The organism is Methylophilus sp. 'Pure River' (genome assembly GCF_046765995.1).
GTDB lineage: Bacteria > Pseudomonadota > Gammaproteobacteria > Burkholderiales > Methylophilaceae > Methylophilus.
The window spans coordinates 43,826-60,855 of sequence record NZ_JBKOUE010000006.1 but is presented as its reverse complement, the minus strand read 5'-3'; the positions used below and the strand labels follow the sequence as shown (position 1 = coordinate 60,855).

Annotated in this window: 15 protein-coding genes; 9 read left to right on the top strand and 6 right to left on the bottom strand. The window is 51.7% G+C overall.

What is annotated here, in order from left to right:
• Positions 1-40 precede the first annotated feature (40 nt).
• The 3 genes from ACIDE9_RS08530 to ACIDE9_RS08520 are packed head-to-tail and all read right to left on the bottom strand — an operon-like array spanning position 41 to position 2,546.
• On the bottom strand, positions 41-358 hold the full coding sequence (locus ACIDE9_RS08530; protein WP_194754790.1) for a DUF2322 family protein: 318 nt from the start codon (positions 356-358) through the stop codon (positions 41-43).
• A gap of 25 nt (positions 359-383) precedes the next feature.
• Positions 384-1,061: a 2-polyprenyl-3-methyl-6-methoxy-1,4-benzoquinone monooxygenase gene (gene coq7, locus ACIDE9_RS08525; RefSeq protein WP_411994113.1), complete on the bottom strand. Its 678-nt coding sequence runs from the start codon at positions 1,059-1,061 to the stop codon at positions 384-386.
• 57 nt (positions 1,062-1,118) lie between these two features.
• Entirely contained in the window at positions 1,119-2,546 is a 1,428-nt protein-coding gene (locus ACIDE9_RS08520) for a S41 family peptidase (protein ID WP_411994112.1), read from the bottom strand.
• A 174-nt stretch (positions 2,547-2,720) separates the two neighbouring features.
• On the opposite strand from ACIDE9_RS08520, the gene ACIDE9_RS08515 reads away from it, so the two are divergent.
• Positions 2,721-3,017 (top strand): SelT/SelW/SelH family protein, encoded by a 297-nt coding sequence (locus ACIDE9_RS08515; RefSeq protein ID WP_411994110.1) that lies wholly within the window; start codon positions 2,721-2,723, stop codon positions 3,015-3,017.
• A 5-nt stretch (positions 3,018-3,022) separates the two neighbouring features.
• Here ACIDE9_RS08515 and ACIDE9_RS08510 read toward each other — a convergent pair whose 3' ends face one another.
• The gene (locus tag ACIDE9_RS08510; protein ID WP_194754787.1) at positions 3,023-3,577 is read right to left on the bottom strand and encodes a C40 family peptidase; all 555 of its coding nucleotides are present in this window, start codon (positions 3,575-3,577) and stop codon (positions 3,023-3,025) included.
• 186 nt (positions 3,578-3,763) lie between these two features.
• Between ACIDE9_RS08510 and ACIDE9_RS08505 the strand changes: the two genes are divergently transcribed.
• Together ACIDE9_RS08505 and arfB are read left to right on the top strand one after the other, a co-directional pair.
• Positions 3,764-5,716 carry an ATP-dependent DNA helicase gene (locus ACIDE9_RS08505; protein WP_411994108.1) on the top strand — a complete coding sequence of 651 codons (1,953 nt, stop codon included), beginning with the start codon at positions 3,764-3,766 and terminating at the stop codon, positions 5,714-5,716.
• Positions 5,713-6,114 carry an alternative ribosome rescue aminoacyl-tRNA hydrolase ArfB gene (arfB, locus tag ACIDE9_RS08500; RefSeq protein WP_411994106.1) on the top strand — a complete coding sequence of 134 codons (402 nt, stop codon included), beginning with the start codon at positions 5,713-5,715 and terminating at the stop codon, positions 6,112-6,114. The genes ACIDE9_RS08505 and arfB overlap by 4 nt, the downstream gene beginning before the upstream one ends.
• Before the next feature lie 707 nt (positions 6,115-6,821).
• Here the strand turns inward: arfB and argJ are convergent.
• Positions 6,822-8,048 (bottom strand): bifunctional glutamate N-acetyltransferase/amino-acid acetyltransferase ArgJ, encoded by a 1,227-nt coding sequence (gene argJ, locus ACIDE9_RS08495; protein WP_411994104.1) that lies wholly within the window; start codon positions 8,046-8,048, stop codon positions 6,822-6,824.
• A 43-nt stretch (positions 8,049-8,091) separates the two neighbouring features.
• Positions 8,092-9,450 carry a cysteine--tRNA ligase gene (cysS, locus tag ACIDE9_RS08490; RefSeq protein WP_411994102.1) on the bottom strand — a complete coding sequence of 453 codons (1,359 nt, stop codon included), beginning with the start codon at positions 9,448-9,450 and terminating at the stop codon, positions 8,092-8,094.
• A 263-nt stretch (positions 9,451-9,713) separates the two neighbouring features.
• On the opposite strand from cysS, the gene ACIDE9_RS08485 reads away from it, so the two are divergent.
• The 6 genes from ACIDE9_RS08485 (at position 9,714) to ACIDE9_RS08460 (ending at position 17,004) form a co-directional block, all read left to right on the top strand.
• Positions 9,714-10,805: a tetratricopeptide repeat protein gene (locus tag ACIDE9_RS08485; protein WP_411994100.1), complete on the top strand. Its 1,092-nt coding sequence runs from the start codon at positions 9,714-9,716 to the stop codon at positions 10,803-10,805.
• Between the two features lie 96 nt (positions 10,806-10,901).
• A complete protein-coding gene (locus tag ACIDE9_RS08480) occupies positions 10,902-12,149 on the top strand; it encodes a L,D-transpeptidase family protein (protein WP_194754779.1) in 1,248 nt (415 codons plus the stop codon).
• Entirely contained in the window at positions 12,149-12,718 is a 570-nt protein-coding gene (locus ACIDE9_RS08475; RefSeq protein ID WP_411994098.1) for a peptidylprolyl isomerase, read from the top strand. Before ACIDE9_RS08480 ends, ACIDE9_RS08475 begins: the two co-directional genes overlap by 1 nt.
• A gap of 45 nt (positions 12,719-12,763) precedes the next feature.
• Positions 12,764-13,258 (top strand): peptidylprolyl isomerase, encoded by a 495-nt coding sequence (locus ACIDE9_RS08470; protein ID WP_194754777.1) that lies wholly within the window; start codon positions 12,764-12,766, stop codon positions 13,256-13,258.
• Between the two features lie 3 nt (positions 13,259-13,261).
• The gene (locus tag ACIDE9_RS08465) at positions 13,262-14,011 is read left to right on the top strand and encodes a UDP-2,3-diacylglucosamine diphosphatase (protein ID WP_411994096.1); all 750 of its coding nucleotides are present in this window, start codon (positions 13,262-13,264) and stop codon (positions 14,009-14,011) included.
• A gap of 152 nt (positions 14,012-14,163) precedes the next feature.
• Entirely contained in the window at positions 14,164-17,004 is a 2,841-nt protein-coding gene (locus ACIDE9_RS08460; RefSeq protein ID WP_411994094.1) for a diguanylate cyclase domain-containing protein, read from the top strand.
• Positions 17,005-17,030: the final 26 nt, after the last annotated feature.

The window sequence follows — 17,030 nt, the reverse complement described above, 5'->3', positions numbered from 1 at the left end:
CCTCCAGTTTATGGAGGCTTTTTTTATCACTGAGGTTAGCTTACTCAGTAATTAATTTGATTGAAAGCGTTTGCTCTTTATCCAGCACATTCAGCAAGCGGTCAATATTAGGGTGTTTACCCGGATGGTCTTCGGCATCCTCGGTATGTTCAGCATAAAGGGCTAAGCCTTCTACCGCCGCATCGGTATTAATCTCACCAAATACCTTAAACAGGTGATGATATACCTTGATAGAGCCTTGGGTGCCTGGCTTGTTTTCAAGCACGCCCACAGGCTGATTGTTTTCATCATACAGTTCAATGCGTTTCACGTGATCGGCATTGTCCAGTGCGAGAAGGTTGTCACTAAATTTTTGCATGGTTGACTCTAGGTTACTACAAATCTTACAAGCGATACGCTGTACGCGTCATCACTTTTGAGGCCAGTCGCATCGCCAGTTTTACTGGGGCAGGCAGTGCTGCGCCACCCAGGTGTTCGGCCGTCTCTGCGTGATGTTCCTCGTCTATTTTCATCTGCGACACAACGGCACGCGAAGCGTGGTCTTGCGCAGGCAATTCTTGCAAGTGGCTATGCAAGTGCGCAGCAACCTGGTGTTCGGTTTCTGCCAAAAATCCCAGGTTCCATTTGTCTCCCAGCAAGCCTGCGGTGACACCTAAACCAAAGCTGGCACCAAACCACAGTGGGTTCAACAGGCTTTTGCGGCCGCCGAGTTCGTGAATGCGCTGTTCGCACCAAGCCAGATGGTCTACTTCTTCACGCGAGGCCTGTTTGAGCGCCTCTACATTGGCAGGGTCGCGCGACACTAATGCCTGCCCGCTATACAAGGCCTGCGCACAGACTTCGCCCACATGATTGATGCGCATGAGGGCGGCAGCATGTTTGCGCTCGCTATCGGTCAGTGTGGCTTCACTATGTTTTGTGTCACCGCTAAGTTTGGCGTCACCGAGCGTGTCAGCAGCAGGGTAGGGGCGGCTGGCAATCGCCGGGCTAAACACTGTGCGCAAGCCCATATCCAGCACGTGTATGGCTTTGTCCAGGCTTAGTGGCGGTAGTGTCAACATCATTCGCTCCCTGTGTATCCCGGCGGCAGCTGGTCGGCTGCGCAAACCGGGGCGGTGTTATGGCTTGGCGGTACTTACTTTAGCTGGTTCTTGTGTTTTTTGCACTGGCAGGCCTTTAAGCAAGTTCATGGCTTGCGTAAACTGGAAGTCATCTTTGCTGGCAGGCTCAATCGGACCGCGCGTTTCAGCATGCTTCTCTTCTTTCAGTTTTTCAGCCGCAGCACGTGCTTTTGCTTCATCCGCTGCTTTGCTGTCTACATTGCCTTTGGCATCGGTCGGGTTAGACAGGTGACGTTTCAGGTCGGCCTCATGCAAGCTCAGACTTGGATCAGAGCCGTCATCTACGGTCACATCCGGCACGATGCCTTTGGCCTGGATAGAGCGGCCATTGGGCGTAAAGTAACGCGCGGTAGTCAGCTTGATCGCACTGCCATTGTTCATAGGCAAGATGGTTTGGACTGAGCCTTTACCAAAGCTCTGGATGCCCATGATTGTCGCGCGTTTGTGGTCTTGCAATGCACCGGCTACAATCTCGGATGCTGAAGCCGAGCCCGCGTTGATCAGCACCACGATAGGCACAGACTTGAACTCTTCAGGCAGGTCTTTCAGGTAGTCTGATTTGCCGCGGCGCGCGTAGTCCATTGGTGTTGCATTCAAGCGCATTTTTGAATCCACCACACGGCCTTCTGTGTAAACGACCAGATCATCTTTTGGTAAAAATGCGGCAGATACGCCCACAGCCGCATCCAGCAAGCCACCTGGGTTGTTACGCAGGTCCAGTACCAAACCCTTGAGTGGTTTTTTGTTTTCAGCCAGCAGCGATTTCAGGGCTTTGGCCAGGTCTTCACCCGTGCGTTCCTGGAACTGGGTAATACGGACATAGCCGTAATCCTGTTCAATCCATTTATTTTTCACGCTTTGTGATTTGATAATGGCGCGGGTCAGTGTGAATGTGAGAGGTTTGTCCTCACCTTTGCGAATCACCGTCAATACGATTTTGGTGTCTGGTGTGCCACGCATGCGTTTTACTGCATCATTCAAGGTCAGGCCGCGCACCTGGGTGTCGTCCAGTTTCATGATCAGGTCGCCAGATTTAAGGCCCGCTTTGTAGGCTGGGCTATCTTCAATCGGGGTGACCACTTTGACTAGGCCGTCTTCCATCGCAACTTCAATGCCCAGGCCGCCAAACTCACCTTGCGTGCCAGCCTGCAGCTCTTTGTAAGCGTCGGCGTCCATAAAGGTAGAGTGTGGATCCAGGCCTTGCAGCATGCCAGACAAGGCTTCGTTAATCAGTTTTTTGTCTTCAACCGGCTCAACGTAGTCAGATTTGACTTTAGCGAACACTTCGGCAAACACGCGCAGTTCGTCTATGGGCAGTTGCGACACGGAGGTTCTGTCTGCCCAGGCGGAAATGTTGATGCTTACCAGGATACCTACAAACACGCCTGCACCCAGCAAGCTGAATTTTTCTAATTTGGAACGCATACCATGCCTTGTGTGATCAATTTAAGCGAAGAATATTACTTTAATAAGAGTCAAGTTGCATCTGTTGATGGCAGCCTGTTTGCAGAGAGTGGACAGAACGCTGTTAAGTTCATTTTCCGCTATTTCAATAAAATTGACTATACTCTTCACGCAAATAAATGTTTAGAGTGAAATATGCAAAAGCCTATCGTAGAAATTGAATTTTGTACACAGTGCCGTTGGTTGTTGCGCGCCGCCTGGCTCGCGCAGGAGTTATTGACCACATTTGATGGCGATTTAAAGTCGGTCAATCTGGTACCGGGCACTGGCGGTATCCTGGAAGTGCGTTGCGATGGTGCCGTGATTTTTTCACGTAAAGAAGCAGGGAGGTTTCCTGAGTCCAAAGAGTTAAAGCAATTGATTCGTGACCTGATTGATCCAGAACGCTCTCTGGGTCATAGTGATACGCCAGTCAAAGGCGCAAGGGAGTAAGGCGGTTATTTTGACGCTTCGACTTCCAGCCGTTTGGCGCCGTTGTAGCGTGTGCTCCAGTAGCGTTCGTCCATGTTTTCGATGCGGACTTTAGCGCCTGCCCTGGGGGCGTGGATAAACTGATTGTTGCCGACGTAAATGCCCACATGCGAAAACGCAGATTTCAGCGTGTTAAAAAATACCAGGTCGCCGGGCTGCAACTCTTCACGTTTAACCGTGTTGCCCATTTCGCTAATGGTGCGCGCAGAAGGTGGCAGCGAAATTTGGGCGGCGTGTTTAAACACGTATTGTACAAAGCCACTGCAATCAAAGCCGGTTTCCGGGCTGCGGCCGCCGTATTTATAGTCGACCCCGGTAAGGCTCAAGGCGCGAATCATGATTTCTTCTACTTTTTCTGACCAGGAGCCAGCAATGCCAGACTGGCTTTCCATTACTTGCTCTTGTGAGTAACTGTAGGCGTTTTTCCAGCGCGTATCATCGCCGGGTGCGGCGACGCTTTTGCATTGGCATAACAACGCGCTGACCAGTAAAGCAGCCAGCCGGATAAACGATTTATTCATCACAATCAAGGGCTTGGAGAAAAGGTTTTTTGATGACACAGAAGTGACTACGGCCTAAACCTTGCCATACTTTAACAACATGCGCAAGTTTTTTGGGCTTTTTTAATCCGTTTCTGCCGCCATGAGCCCACGCATTTCTTGAAAAATGCCTGCCTGATTTATGGTGGCTCGTGGGATAATTAATGTATGTCTTTACAGCAGCAAGTCAGTTCCGCATTTTCAGAGAATGGGTCTTTAGCGCAGGCCATGCCTGATTTCCGTAGCCGTCCGCAACAGCAGGAAATGGCACAGGCGATTGCAGAAGCCATCGAACAGCAACAGCAATTAGTGGCTGAGGCGGGCACCGGCACCGGTAAAACCTATGCTTACCTGGTGCCTGCCTTATTGTCTGGCGGTAAGGTAATTATTTCTACCGGCACCAAAACGCTGCAAGACCAGCTCTACCAGCGCGACCTGCCTGCGATACGGGCAGCGTTAAAAGTGCCAGTCTCTGTGGCCATGCTCAAGGGGCGTGCCAACTATATCTGCCACTATCATTTGCAACGTGCCAGCCAGGAAGGCCGCTTTCAATCGCGTGAAGATGCGCAATATATCCCTATTTTGCAAACCTTTGCCGAACACAGCCAGACAGGCGATAAAGCCGAACTGGTCGAGGTGCCAGAGCAAGCCACTGTGTGGCAGCAAGTGACCTCCACGCGTGATAACTGCGTGGGCCAGGACTGCCAGTTTTACAAGCAGTGTTTTGTTATGGAGGCGCGCAAACAGGCGCTGGCCGCCGATGTGGTGGTGGTCAACCACCACTTGTTTTTTGCTGACGTCATGTTGCGCGACGAAGGCGTGGCCGAACTGTTGCCGAGTGCCAATACCGTGGTGTTTGACGAAGCGCACCAACTGCCGGAAGTGGCCGGGCTGTTTTTTGGCGAAGATATTTCTACCTCACAATTGATGGACCTGGCACGCGATAGCCAGATGGCTTACCTGACGCTGGCCAAAGATTGCGTGCCGCTGGGTGAGGCCGTGCCGCCGCTGGAGAAAGCCTGCCGTGATTTCAGGTTGGTCTTCCAGTTTGAAGGGTCACGTATGCCGGTGCAAAAGGCGCAGGCATTAAAAAACTTTGATTCTGCCTACCAACACCTGCTGGAAACCTTGGGCGCCCTGACCTCTGTGCTCGAAACACAAGCCGGCCGCGACCCCTTGCTGGAAAAATGCTGGCAGCGTGGCGAAGCCTTGCTGGCGTTGCTGGAAGCCTGGTTAAAAGGCAATCACGCCAACCTGGTGCGCTGGGTAGAGGTATTTAGCCAAAGTGTGCAGTTGCATGCCACGCCGCTCAGTGTTGCCGATGGCTTTGGCAAACAACTCAATGCGCAGCCGCGCGCCTGGATTTTTACCTCAGCCACGCTGGCGGTGAAAAGTGATTTTACCCACTATCAAGGCCAGATGGGCTTGCTGGCGGCACAGACCAAACATTGGCAAAGCCCGTTTGATTATGGCCAGCAGGCCTTGCTCTACGTGCCCTCCGGCATGCCTGAGCCCAACAGCAGCGCGTACACGGCGGCAGTCGCGGCCATGAGTTTGCCAGTATTGCAAGCCAGCCGCGGTCGTGCCTTTGTGTTATGCACCTCGCTCAAAGCCATGCGCGAAGTGCATGCGCTGCTTAAGCAGGCATTTGAAGAGCAAGGCATGGACTATCCGCTGCTTATGCAAGGCGAGAGTAACCGCACCGAATTGCTGGATAGATTCCGCGCCCACGGCAACGCCGTGCTGGTCGGCTCGCAAAGTTTCTGGGAAGGTGTGGATGTGCGTGGCGAAGCCTTGTCATGCGTCATTATCGACAAGTTGCCATTTGCGCCGCCAGACGACCCGGTGCTTTCTGCGCGCATCGAAAAAATGAACGCCGAAGGCAAAAATGCTTTTATGGACTATCAATTGCCTTATGCCGTGATCACGCTCAAGCAAGGTGCCGGGCGCCTGATTCGCGATGAGCAGGATTTCGGTGTGCTGATGATTTGCGATCCGCGCCTGGTCGATAAACCTTACGGGCGCCGTATCTGGCAAAGCCTGCCACCCTTCAGGCGCACCCGCGTGCAGCAAGAAGTGGATGACTTTTTTACTTACATCAATAACGCCCTGCAAGCATGATCACGATCGCCGCCCACGAGTACACACTCAGCGCCATACGTGCACAAGGGGCGGGTGGTCAAAACGTCAATAAAGTCTCTTCAGCCATCCATCTGCGCTTTGATATTCACAGCTCTAGCCTGAGTGAAGTGATTAAAGCACGGTTGTTGCATAGCAAAGACCAGCGCATCACCGCTGAGGGGGTGCTGGTGATTAAGGCGCAGCAATACCGCACGCAAGAAGCTAATAAGCGTGATGCGATTGCGCGTTTGCATGACATTGTAGATGCCGCCAGCCATGTGCATGCGGTGCGTTATGCGACCAGGCCGACGCTGGCGTCTAAAAAACGGCGGGTAGCGGGGAAGATGCAACGCGGGGTGGTGAAGCAGGGACGGGGTAGGGTTGTCGGGGATGATTGATAATAAGGTCATTCTTAGGTTTGTGCTTTGGTGAGGCGTATTGTTTCGCCTTTTTGGCGAGTTACTGTTCTGTGCTTGCACAAAGCGAAGGTTGTTTGATGAGCGATCTATTTCGCCTTTCCGGCGACCATTCTTTCTTATGCTTGTCCATAAGAAAGAAGGCAAAGAACAAGACACCCCAGCTTCCGCTTTTACCCTGTGCTACTCGGTTTGCCGGGCGGCAATCAAAAACTCGCTCCTACGGAGCTCAAACAGTTGCTTGCCGAAAACTCCCGTCAATCCTGCGTTGCTCGGCGCGGCAGATGGGGACCCCGAACACCAAGTGAGCGCAACGGTTAGTGATTTTAAGAAACGAATCTGTTTTTTTGAACCGTTCAGATTTTCACAATGTGAGTTTGGTGAGACAAATCCCATTCCATCACGCTGAGTAGCGGAGACAAAATAAGAGTAGAGGGAGCGACTGTTTGAGCTCCGCGGCAGCTTGCGTAGTGTGCAAGCTGCTAGGGCGAGTTTCGTGACCGCTTGTTTTGTTGAGCAACGCAAGGGAGCCGTAAGGCCGTGATGGCTGGGTGCCCTCTTTTTGGTTACTTTTTTGGGGCAAGCAAAAAAAGTAACTCGCCAACAAGGCGAAATAAAAAAGCCACCCAAACGAGACTAGGCGTCAAGGTGGCTTTTCAGTGATTCAAGGTAGGCTGGTTACTTGCGTATTACGATCTGTAATCCGCATTAATCTTCACATAATCATAAGAAAAGTCGCAGGTCCACACTGTGGCATCTGCATTGCCACGATTCAATACCACGCGTACCAGAATATCACTTTCCTTCATCACGGCTGCGCCTTGTTCTTCGACATAGCTCGCTGCCCGACCACCTTTTTCAGCGACCAATACATCGCCAAGATACAGCTGCATAGTATTCACGTTCAGGTCATCAATGCCGGCATAGCCAATCGCGGCCAAGATGCGGCCCAGGTTTGGGTCTGAGGCGAAAAAGGCGGTTTTAATCAGGGGCGAGTGGGCGATCGCGTAAGCCACTTTGCGGCACTCTTCTTCATCTTTACCCGCTTCAACCTGGATGGTCATAAACTTGGTGGCGCCTTCACCGTCGCGCACGATGGCTTGAGCCAGCTCGGTGGCAACATCGGTTAAGGCCTCGCGCAAGGTGGCAAAGTCTGCACTTTGTTCGTCAATCGTCGAGTTGCCTGCCTGGCCGGTGGCCATTAAGATCAGGCTGTCGTTGGTGCTGGTATCGCCATCGACCGTGATGCAGTTAAATGATTTATTCACGGCGTGCTGGATGATGCTGTCGAGCGCGGCCTGGCTGATGGCGGCATCAGTGGCTATATAACCCAGCATGGTGGCCATGTTCGGGTGAATCATACCTGAGCCTTTGCTGATGCCCGTGATGGTGACTTGTTTGCCATCAATCGTCAGCGTGCGCGACGTGCCTTTGGCGACAATGTCTGTGGTCATGATCGCTTCGGCGGCATTCAGCCAGTTGTTTTCCTGCAGATTGGCGACGGCCGGGGCGATGCCTGCCAGCAGTCTGTCCATCGGCAAGGTTTCCAGGATGACGCCGGTTGAGAATGGTAATACTTGCTCGGGGCTGATATTCAATGCCTGTGCGACGCCGATACAGCTGGCGCGTGCGTCATCCAGGCCTTGCTGGCCGGTGCCCGCGTTTGCGCAGCCGGTGTTCACCAGCAGGGCGCGGATGCCTTTGTTATGCTGCAGGTGTTCTTTGCAGACCGTCACTGGCGCTGCGCAAAAGCGGTTAAGCGTAAACACGCCAGAGACGCTGCTGCCCTCAGGCACGGTGATGACCAGCACATCTTTGCGGTTGGGTTTGCGGATATGCGCCTGGGCAAAACCCAGTTGTACGCCTTTGACGGGCAATAACGTTTCGGCAGCAGGGGCAGACAGTTTGACGGGCATCCGTGTTCCTTCAATGTTTCAAAAGAATAATGTTTTTACGCAATCAGGCGCGACGCCAGGTCGTGCCTTGCGGGGTATCTTCCAGAATAATACCGGCATCGGCCAGTTCTTTGCGGATACGGTCAGCTTCAGCGTAATTTTTGGCTGTTTTGGCAGCGATACGTGCTGCAATTAAACCTTCGACGTCGAACGCGCCGTCGCTTTCGCCTTGCATAAAGCTTTCAGGGTCACGTTGCAACAGGCCGATAATCGCAGCCAATTGTTTCAATAATGCGGCAGTGGCGGCGGATTTGTCTTTGTTTAAGTCGTTGGCGAGTTCAAATAAGACGGCGATGGCTTCTGGTGTATTGAAGTCGTCATCCATGGCTGACTTGAATTTGGCGGCCTGTGGCTGATCCCAGTCTATGGCGCTGTCGGCAACGTCTATGCCACGTAATGCGGTATATAAACGTGTCAAAGAGGCTTTGGCATCGTCCAGGTGTTTGTCGGAGTAGTTGAGTGGGCTGCGGTAATGTGCGCGCAGAATGAAGAAGCGCACCACTTCCGGGTCGTATTTTTCCAGCACTTCGCGAATGGTGAAGAAGTTGCCCAAAGATTTGGACATTTTTTCATCATCGACGCGGATAAAGCCGTTGTGCATCCAGTAGTTGGCCATGGTGCAGCCGTGTGTGGCTTCGGATTGGGCGATTTCGTTTTCGTGGTGCGGAAACTGCAGGTCCTGGCCGCCACCGTGGATGTCGAAATGCTGGCCCAGGTGCGCAGCGCTCATGACTGAGCATTCAATATGCCAGCCCGGGCGGCCATTGCCCCAGGGGGATTCCCAGTAAGGCTCGCCAGGTTTGACTGATTTCCATAGCACGAAGTCCAGCGGGTCTTGCTTGAAGGTGTCGACATCGACGCGCTCACCTGCGCGCAGGTCTTCGAGTGATTTGCCGGACAGTTTGCCGTAGTCGTTAAAGCTGCGCACTTTGTAAAACACATCGCCATTGCTGGCTTGGTAGGCAAAGCCTTTTTCTATGAGCTGGCTGATCATGTTCAGCATGCCTTGCACGTGCTCGGTGGCGCGCGGCTCCAGGTCGGGGCGGATAATACCGAGTTTGGCCGAATCTTCGTCCATTGCAGTAATGAAACGCTGCGTCAGGCTTTGGATGCTTTCGTTGTTTTCGTTGGCGCGTTTGATGATTTTGTCGTCAATATCGGTGATGTTGCGTACATAAGTCACCTTGTAGCCGCTGGCGCGAAACCAGCGTGCCACCATGTCAAACACCACCATGACACGTGCGTGGCCCAGATGGCAAAAGTCATATACGGTCATGCCGCAGACGTACATGCTGACTGTTTTTTCTGTGATGGGCTGGAAGACTTGCTTGCTGCGGGAAAGGGTGTTGTGTAGTTTTAACATGCTAACGAAATGTAAAAAGGATTAATGCGTGATAAAATTAGCAGAAATATTGTAGTGTTTAATTTATGTTAACACGTGTGGTGCTTGTTATTTTTGCGTCGGCGAGGGCTGCCATTGCTTGATTGTTTATAGTCAGGTAAACCACGCAGGACACAAAATGGTGCTGAATCATCGCGTAATAATCACCTAAATACGCACTGTCTCTTGTACAATCCAAGTATAACATACTGCTAAAAATCAACGATTGCTCAGGTAATAAACTCATGAACGCAACATTAAAAAAATCTTTGCTGGTGTTGGGTGTCCTTTTAAGTCAGGTCACCTTGTCTCATTCTGTTTTGGCGGGCCAAACCAATGTGGAGCTGCGTGAAATTAACCAGTTGTCCGAACAGGGTAATCAGGCTGCCGCGCTGGAGCGTGTAAATACTTACTTGTCTGCCAACCCTAAAAACGCTGAGGCCATGTTTATGCGCGGCGTGATTTTGGTAGAGTTGGGCAAGCGTGATGATGCGATCAAATCCTTTACCGAACTGACAGAAAAATACCCTAACTTGCCTGAGCCTTATAACAACCTGGCTGTGTTGTACGCGGATCAGGGTCAGTATGATAAAGCCAGAAAGGCACTGGAATCTGCGATCAAAACGCATCCAAGCTACGCCACTGCGCATGAGAACCTGGGCGATATTTATGCGCGTCTGGCATCAGAAGCCTATGACAAGGCGCTGAAGCTCGACACTTCCAATAGTCGTGCGCAAAGTAAGCTGGCCATGATTACCGATTTGTTTGGCGGTAAGCGCACTGTGGCGCGTACTACAGCGACGGTACCGCCAGCAGCAGCGCCTGTAGTCACGCCGCCAGCCAATACAGCGCCGGTGAATCCGCCTGCTGCGCCACCTTCAGCAGCGCAGCCATCGACACCGCCAACGGTCACACCTTCTGTGGTTGCCGAGACCAAAAAACCAGCGGTGGTTGAATCCAAACCTGTGGAAGCAAAGCCAGCGACCGATCACCAGGAGCGTGTGGTGCTGGATGCTGTGAATGCGTGGGCGGATGCCTGGGCAGCGCAAAATGTAGACAAGTATCTGGATAGCTACGCCAAAGATTTTAAAACCCCTGGTGGTGAGTCACGCAAACAGTGGGAATCGACCCGTCGTGATCGCGTGAGTCGCCCAAGCAAGATTTCGGTCAAGCTGAGCAATTTGTCAGTCAAAATCGAGAGCGATAGCGCCGCCAAAGTGACCTTCCGTCAGGCGTATAAAGCCACTGGCCTGGATGCAAACTCGAACAAAACACTGAATCTGGTGAAAGAGGGCGGTCGCTGGTTGATTCAGCAAGAGCGTGTTGGTAAGTTCTAAGCAAGTGCTAAGCGCGTCGTGTCGGCGCGCACCTGTAAAAACGCTAAATAAGGGGCGAATTTGGCTGGTTAAGCGCAAAAGATTTTAATTAAACAAATGTATAATATCGGTATGAGGAGTTTAAGAAAGTACTGCTATATTGCGTTTGTCAGTGCTGCGCTATTGCCTTGGAATGCAACCGCGGTTAACCATGAAGCGTTGACCGCGCGTTTGTTCGTCCAAAACAAAAACACCAATGCGGTTGAACGCATGCTGGTGCAAACTCTGCAATCGATTAAAGAAGGCCGTTTGCAACAGGCGCTGGATTATGTGGACCAGTTGCTGACGATCTCTCCCAACTTTGCCCTCGCGCACCTGATTCACGGTGATTTACTCTCTGCCAAAGCCCGGATCTTAAACAATTTTGGTGATGCTAATACGGCAGATGTCACCCGTATCCAGGATTTCAAAGAAGAAGCGGAAATCCGTATCCGCAATTACTTTGACCGTAACCGCGGCCTGACCCAGCCCAATATGCTGGTTGAATTATCTGAAAAGCAAAGCCACGTCTTGTTTGTGGATACTGCGCGTTCCCGCCTGTATGTGTATGAAAAAGGCGAGGGCAATGTATTGCGTTATATCGCCGACTACTATGTCACCATCGGTAAAAACGGTATTGGTAAAAAAGACCAGGGTGACAAACGTACACCTATCGGGGTGTATTTTGCCTCGCGTAAACTCAATCGTCCGCTGCCGGATTTGTATGGCGATGCAGCGTATCCGCTCAATTATCCAAACGAGATTGACAGCTACGAGCGTAAAACTGGCTCCGGCATCTGGATTCATGGCACGCCCAGGGATACCTACAGTCGCCCGCCACGGGCCAGTGATGGTTGTGTGGTGCTGTCTAACCCGGACATGAAAGCTTTGCAGGAAGTGTTGCAGGCAGGCAATACGCCAGTCGTGATTGGTGTTAACTTTCAGTGGGTGAATCCAGATTCTGTGCGTCATCAGGACCGTGACAAAGCAGCGCTGAAATCAGCGATTGAGCAATGGCGCAAAGACTGGGCCGCGCAAAAGACCGATGCTTACCTGTCTCATTACACCAGCGATTTTTTCTATTCTGAAGGCGACTTGTCCAGATGGTCTAGCTACAAGCGCCAGATTCAGGCGTCCAAGCCCAAGGTGAGCGTCAACCTGTCTGAGGTGAGCATGTTCACTTATCCGAACTCCAAGCGCAACATGGTGGTCGTAGACTTTGAGCAGGAATATGTGAGCGCTGCATTACGTAATGTCATGAAAAAACGACAATACTGGGTGCAGGAGAACGGTGAATGGAAAATTTTGTACGAAGGATCAGCTTGATGCGAGTGTTGTCTTGGATGTTAGGGTGTTGCCTGTTGGCTGCTGTGGGTATGGCCAATGCGGCAACGCAAGTGCTGTTTGAAACCAATCAGGGTAATTTTGCCGTTGAGGTATATGCGGACAAAGCGCCTAAAACGGTTGAAAACTTTTTGCAGTATGTGAAAGATGGTTTTTATACCAATACCATTTTTCATCGCGTGATTGGCCGTTTCATGATTCAGGGCGGTGGCTTTGATCGCGAGCTGACAGAGAAACCAACGCGTGCACCAGTGGTAAACGAGGCCGGTAACGGCCTAGTGAACCAGACGGGCACTATTGCGATGGCACGCACACAAGATCCTAACTCTGCTACGGCACAATTTTTTGTTAACGTGGCCGACAACCAGTTTCTGGATTACAGCAGCCCGGAGCCAGACAGAATCGGTTACTGCGTGTTTGGTAAAGTGGTGTCTGGCATGGACGTGGTGTTTAAAATCAGCAATTTGCCTACTGGCAATCAACGCGGCTTTTCAGATGTGCCGATTCGTACGGTCATCATTAAACGTGCAACGATAGTGACTAGCAAGTAACGGTTAGCAAATAACTATCATCATCCTCAATAAACGGAGAATATTTTGGTCAAACTGACTACCAATTTTGGCGATATTACGATTGAACTCAACGCAGAAAAAGCCCCGATTACCGTGGCTAACTTTTTGAGCTACGTTGAAAAAGGGTTTTATGATGGCGTGATTTTTCATCGCGTGATTAACGACTTCATGATCCAGGGTGGCGGTTTTGACACCAACATGAAGCAAAAAGCGACCGACGCCACCATCAAAAACGAGGCTGACAATGGCTTGTCTAACGACAAATACACCTTGGCCATGGCGCGTACCATGGTGCCTGACTCTGCTTCTGCACAATTCTTTATCAATGTGAAAGATAACGATTTCCTCAACTTCTCTGCACCAACGACTCAGGGCTGGGGCTACTGTGTATTTGGTAAAGTGGTTGAAGGCATGGACATCGTTGATAAAATCAAAGCAGTGCCAACGACTAATCGCGCTGGTCACCAGGATGTGCCAGTGGAACCAGTGATCATTGAAAAAGCCGTTGTGGTTGCCTAAGGCATGACCACATGGATCATTTCTGATCTGCACTTATGTGCGCAAAGGCCTGCGGTAACGCAGGCTTTTTTGCATTGGCTGCATACCGAAGTCGCGAAGGCTGAAGCGCTCTATATCCTGGGCGATTTTGTTGAGGTGTGGGTGGGGGACGATATTCTCGACGACCCGCAACATGGCGCCGAGTTTGTGCCTATCGTGCAGGCGCTACGTGCCTTGTCGGCACAAGGCGTGCGTCTGTACTTTATGCATGGAAATCGCGACTTTTTAATCGGTGAGGGCTTTGCGCAAGCCTGCGGGTTGCAATTGCTGCCTGACCCCACGTTGCTTGAGCTGGGCGGTCAACGCGTCTTGTTGAGCCATGGCGATGCCTTATGCACGGACGATGTTGCCTACCAGCAGTTTCGGGTACAAGTGCGCAGCCCGCAATGGCAACAGGCTTTTCTTAGCCAGCCGCTGGCCGCTAGGCTGGCGTTTGCCGCGCAGGCACGCAGCACCAGCGCGCAGAATAAAGCCGTACAAACCATGGATATTATGGATGTCAACGCGGAGGCCGTGGTCGCCCTGCTGCGTGCGTATGATTACCCGGATGTGCTGTTGCATGGGCACACTCACCGGCCTGGCCGTCATCCATTCGTTGTGGATAGCCACCAGTGCGAACGCATGGTGCTGGGTGACTGGCATGACCAGGCGGTGTGTGCACGCTGGGATACGCAGGGCTTGCAGCTACAGACTTTATCGTTACTACCGCGCTGACATCGGCGTTGCGCATGTAGTCTGGAAATAACGGCTATTTATCGGTTTAGTTCTTGTCATGCGTGCGCGAGCATCGCTGGTAAGATTGGCGTCAAAGTAGATTTTTCTACTGTTTGATGACGCATGTGCATCCTGTTTGAATATTTTTATTGATGTTGCCAGGACTCCCTACTTACAGCAAAAGCATTCGTTTTAGCTTGGCCTTGGTGGTGATTTATATCATTACCGGCAAGCTTGGCCTGATGCTGGCGGTGCCACCTGGTTACGCATCAGCCATCTTCCCGCCTGCCGGGATTGCCATTGCGGTTAGCTATCTGCTTGGTAAGCGCATCATCCCTGCCATTTTTGCTGGTTCGTTGATACTCAATCTTTGGGTGGATTACAGTACCCATCATCATTTCAGCCAGCTTGGCCTTGTGGTTGCACTGCTGATTGCTGCAGCTTCGTCTTTGCAAGCCCGGTTAGGCGGCGCCTGGCTGCGGCGTAATATTGCTTTTCCTACCACATTGGATGCTCCTGCTGATGTCGTTCGTTTCCTGGTATCGGCGCCTTTGCTGTGCCTAGTGAGCGCCAGCGTTTCTGTGGCCGGGTTATTCGCACTCGGTTTGATTGATCAGCACAGTGTATTGGCAAGCTGGGTGTCCTGGTGGGTGGGCGATTTTCTCGGCCTGATTGTCATGCTGCCTTTGACACTGGTGATGCTGGGCCAGCCGCGAGCTTTATGGAGGAAGCGGCTGCAAACCGTCGCCGTGCCTATGTTGTTGCTATTTGCCTTGCTAGTGGCCGCTTTTGTCACGGCCAGCAAATGGGAACGTAAAGAATCACTGACCGAATTTGATGGCCTGGCCAGCCAGTTATCCGAGCAGTTACGTGTGCGGTTAGAGTCGCAAGAAGCCGTGCTGGCGCAAATCAGTGCCTTGTTTACCTATCAACAGGCAGACATTAGTCAGGCGGACTTTCGCAATTTCGTCAAAGTGACGCTGGATAAATACCCGATGATTTATGCGATTGAATGGGTACCCAAGATTCGTCAGGTAGAGCGCGCCAGTTTTGTGGCGCGTATGCAGTCGGAGTTTCCCGGGTTTGATATTCGCGAGCCTGATTCAGCCAATCAGTGGCATACGGCAAAAGTACGGCCTTATTATTTCCCGCTGACTTATATCGAGCCGACCACGGCGCAAACGCAGCGCGTGGTTGGTTTTGATCTGGCCTCGCTGGACAATCGAAAAATCACAATTTTGCAGGCGTTCAAGCAAAATACTGCCGTGGTGACTGCCCCTATCCAGTTGTATCTGTCTTCTGGCCATGAAGCCGGTTTGCTGTTGATGTATCCGGTGCATGGCTATCGATACGATGGTGTGGTGCAAACGGTGCTGGTGAACAAGGATTTTTTTGGCGCATTGTTTTCACGTACAGAAGCGCTATTGAATGTACGCCTGGTCGAAACCGAAAGCCAGGCGATTGTGTACGCATCCGTAGCGGATGCACAGTCTGATGTCGTGTTTAGCCGTGACTTCAAATTTGGTAGCAAGCATTACCGGCTCGATATTTCACCCTCTGCCCAATATTACGCAAAGCATCGTGGTTGGCAAAGCTGGAGTATGCTGGCGGTGGGCATTTTCTGCATCGGCCTAGTGGGCGCCATTTTACTTATAGGCACCGGCTATACGGCCAGGGTGCTGGCATTGGTGGGTGAAAAAACCCTGGCACTGAAAGAGAGTGCGGCAAGGTTCCAGGAAATTACAGACACTTTGGGTGAGGGCATTTATGTGACGGATATGTCCGGCCTGATTACCTTTATCAACCCGGAGGGTCAGCGCCTGCTTGGTTGGAGTCAAGAGGCTTTGCTGGGGCGTAATGCGCATTCGTTGTTGCATTATAAAAAAGTGGATCATGCGCATTATGCCGAACAGGATTGCGTGTTATGCAATGCCATGAAGGGCGGCCAGGCGGCCAAAACATCCGATGAGGTGTTTTGGTGCCGGGACGGTCAACCGATTCATATTGATGTGACCTCTATACCGATTATCCGCGAAGGTGTGTTGCGTGGCGCAGTCGTGGTTTTTGACGATATCAGTAGCCGCAAAAAAACCGAGACTGCCCTGCGTGCCAGTGAAAAAAGCTTCCGCGAGATTATGGAGTTTGCGCCGATTGGCATGGCGATTGTCTCGCTGGAAGGACGTTTCACCAAGGTCAACCAGGCCTTGTGCAACATCGTGGGTTATAGCAATGATGCCCTTGTGGCAACGACATTCCAGGAGATCACCCATGCCGATGATCTGGCCAAAGACCTGGAGTATGTACAGCAACTGCTGGATGGCAAAATAAATGCCTATCAAATGGAGAAGCGTTATATCCGCCGCGATAAGGCCGTGGTGTGGGTGCAGTTGTCGGTATCTATTTTCCGGGATGAAGAGAATGCGCCACAATATTTTATTGCCCAGATCGAAGATATTACGGCGCGTAAACACCAGTATGATGAGGTCACACAAGAGGCGTATTTTGACGCGCTGACTGGTTTACCCAACCGCCGGATGCTGCTCAGCAGGCTGCATCAGCTGCATGCGCGCTTGCCACAGGCGAACCAGTCCGCTGCGTTACTGTTTTTGGATATTGATCATTTCAAGCAGATTAACGATACGCTCGGCCACGATGTTGGTGACGTGATTTTAAAAGAGGTCTCTACGCGTCTGCAGGGCTGTTTGCGGCAAAGTGATACGGTGTCCAGGCTGGGTGGTGATGAGTTCGTGATGCTGTTGCCAGAACTCACGCAGCGCGATGATGCTGAGCATGTGGCGCAAAAAATCCTCAATAGCTTTGTATTGCCAGTGCAAGTAAATGAACGCAGTATTCATATTGGCGTCAGTATTGGGCTGGCTGTTTGTGCTGCAGGGACGCAGGTGACGGTGACTGAGTGGATGAAGCAGGCCGATATCGCCATGTATGAAGCCAAAGGGGCTGGGCGCAATGGGTACCACGTCTATTCTGCGTAACAAACAGTCCGTGCTCATACGCTGTG

Excerpts from the sequence above, each read along its gene's own strand:
- ACIDE9_RS08530 (WP_194754790.1), bottom strand. The coding sequence starts at position 358 with ATGCAAAAATTTAGTGACAACCTTCTCGCACTGGACAATGCCGATCAC.
- coq7 (WP_411994113.1), bottom strand. The coding sequence starts at position 1,061 with ATGTTGACACTACCGCCACTAAGCCTGGACAAAGCCATACACGTGCTG.
- ACIDE9_RS08520 (WP_411994112.1), bottom strand. The coding sequence starts at position 2,546 with ATGCGTTCCAAATTAGAAAAATTCAGCTTGCTGGGTGCAGGCGTGTTT.
- ACIDE9_RS08515 (WP_411994110.1), top strand. The coding sequence starts at position 2,721 with ATGCAAAAGCCTATCGTAGAAATTGAATTTTGTACACAGTGCCGTTGG.
- ACIDE9_RS08510 (WP_194754787.1), bottom strand. The coding sequence starts at position 3,577 with ATGAATAAATCGTTTATCCGGCTGGCTGCTTTACTGGTCAGCGCGTTG.
- ACIDE9_RS08505 (WP_411994108.1), top strand. The coding sequence starts at position 3,764 with ATGTCTTTACAGCAGCAAGTCAGTTCCGCATTTTCAGAGAATGGGTCT.
- arfB (WP_411994106.1), top strand. The coding sequence starts at position 5,713 with ATGATCACGATCGCCGCCCACGAGTACACACTCAGCGCCATACGTGCA.
- argJ (WP_411994104.1), bottom strand. The coding sequence starts at position 8,048 with ATGCCCGTCAAACTGTCTGCCCCTGCTGCCGAAACGTTATTGCCCGTC.
- cysS (WP_411994102.1), bottom strand. The coding sequence starts at position 9,450 with ATGTTAAAACTACACAACACCCTTTCCCGCAGCAAGCAAGTCTTCCAG.
- ACIDE9_RS08485 (WP_411994100.1), top strand. The coding sequence starts at position 9,714 with ATGAACGCAACATTAAAAAAATCTTTGCTGGTGTTGGGTGTCCTTTTA.
- ACIDE9_RS08480 (WP_194754779.1), top strand. The coding sequence starts at position 10,902 with ATGTATAATATCGGTATGAGGAGTTTAAGAAAGTACTGCTATATTGCG.
- ACIDE9_RS08475 (WP_411994098.1), top strand. The coding sequence starts at position 12,149 with ATGCGAGTGTTGTCTTGGATGTTAGGGTGTTGCCTGTTGGCTGCTGTG.
- ACIDE9_RS08465 (WP_411994096.1), top strand. The coding sequence starts at position 13,262 with ATGACCACATGGATCATTTCTGATCTGCACTTATGTGCGCAAAGGCCT.
- ACIDE9_RS08460 (WP_411994094.1), top strand. The coding sequence starts at position 14,164 with ATGTTGCCAGGACTCCCTACTTACAGCAAAAGCATTCGTTTTAGCTTG.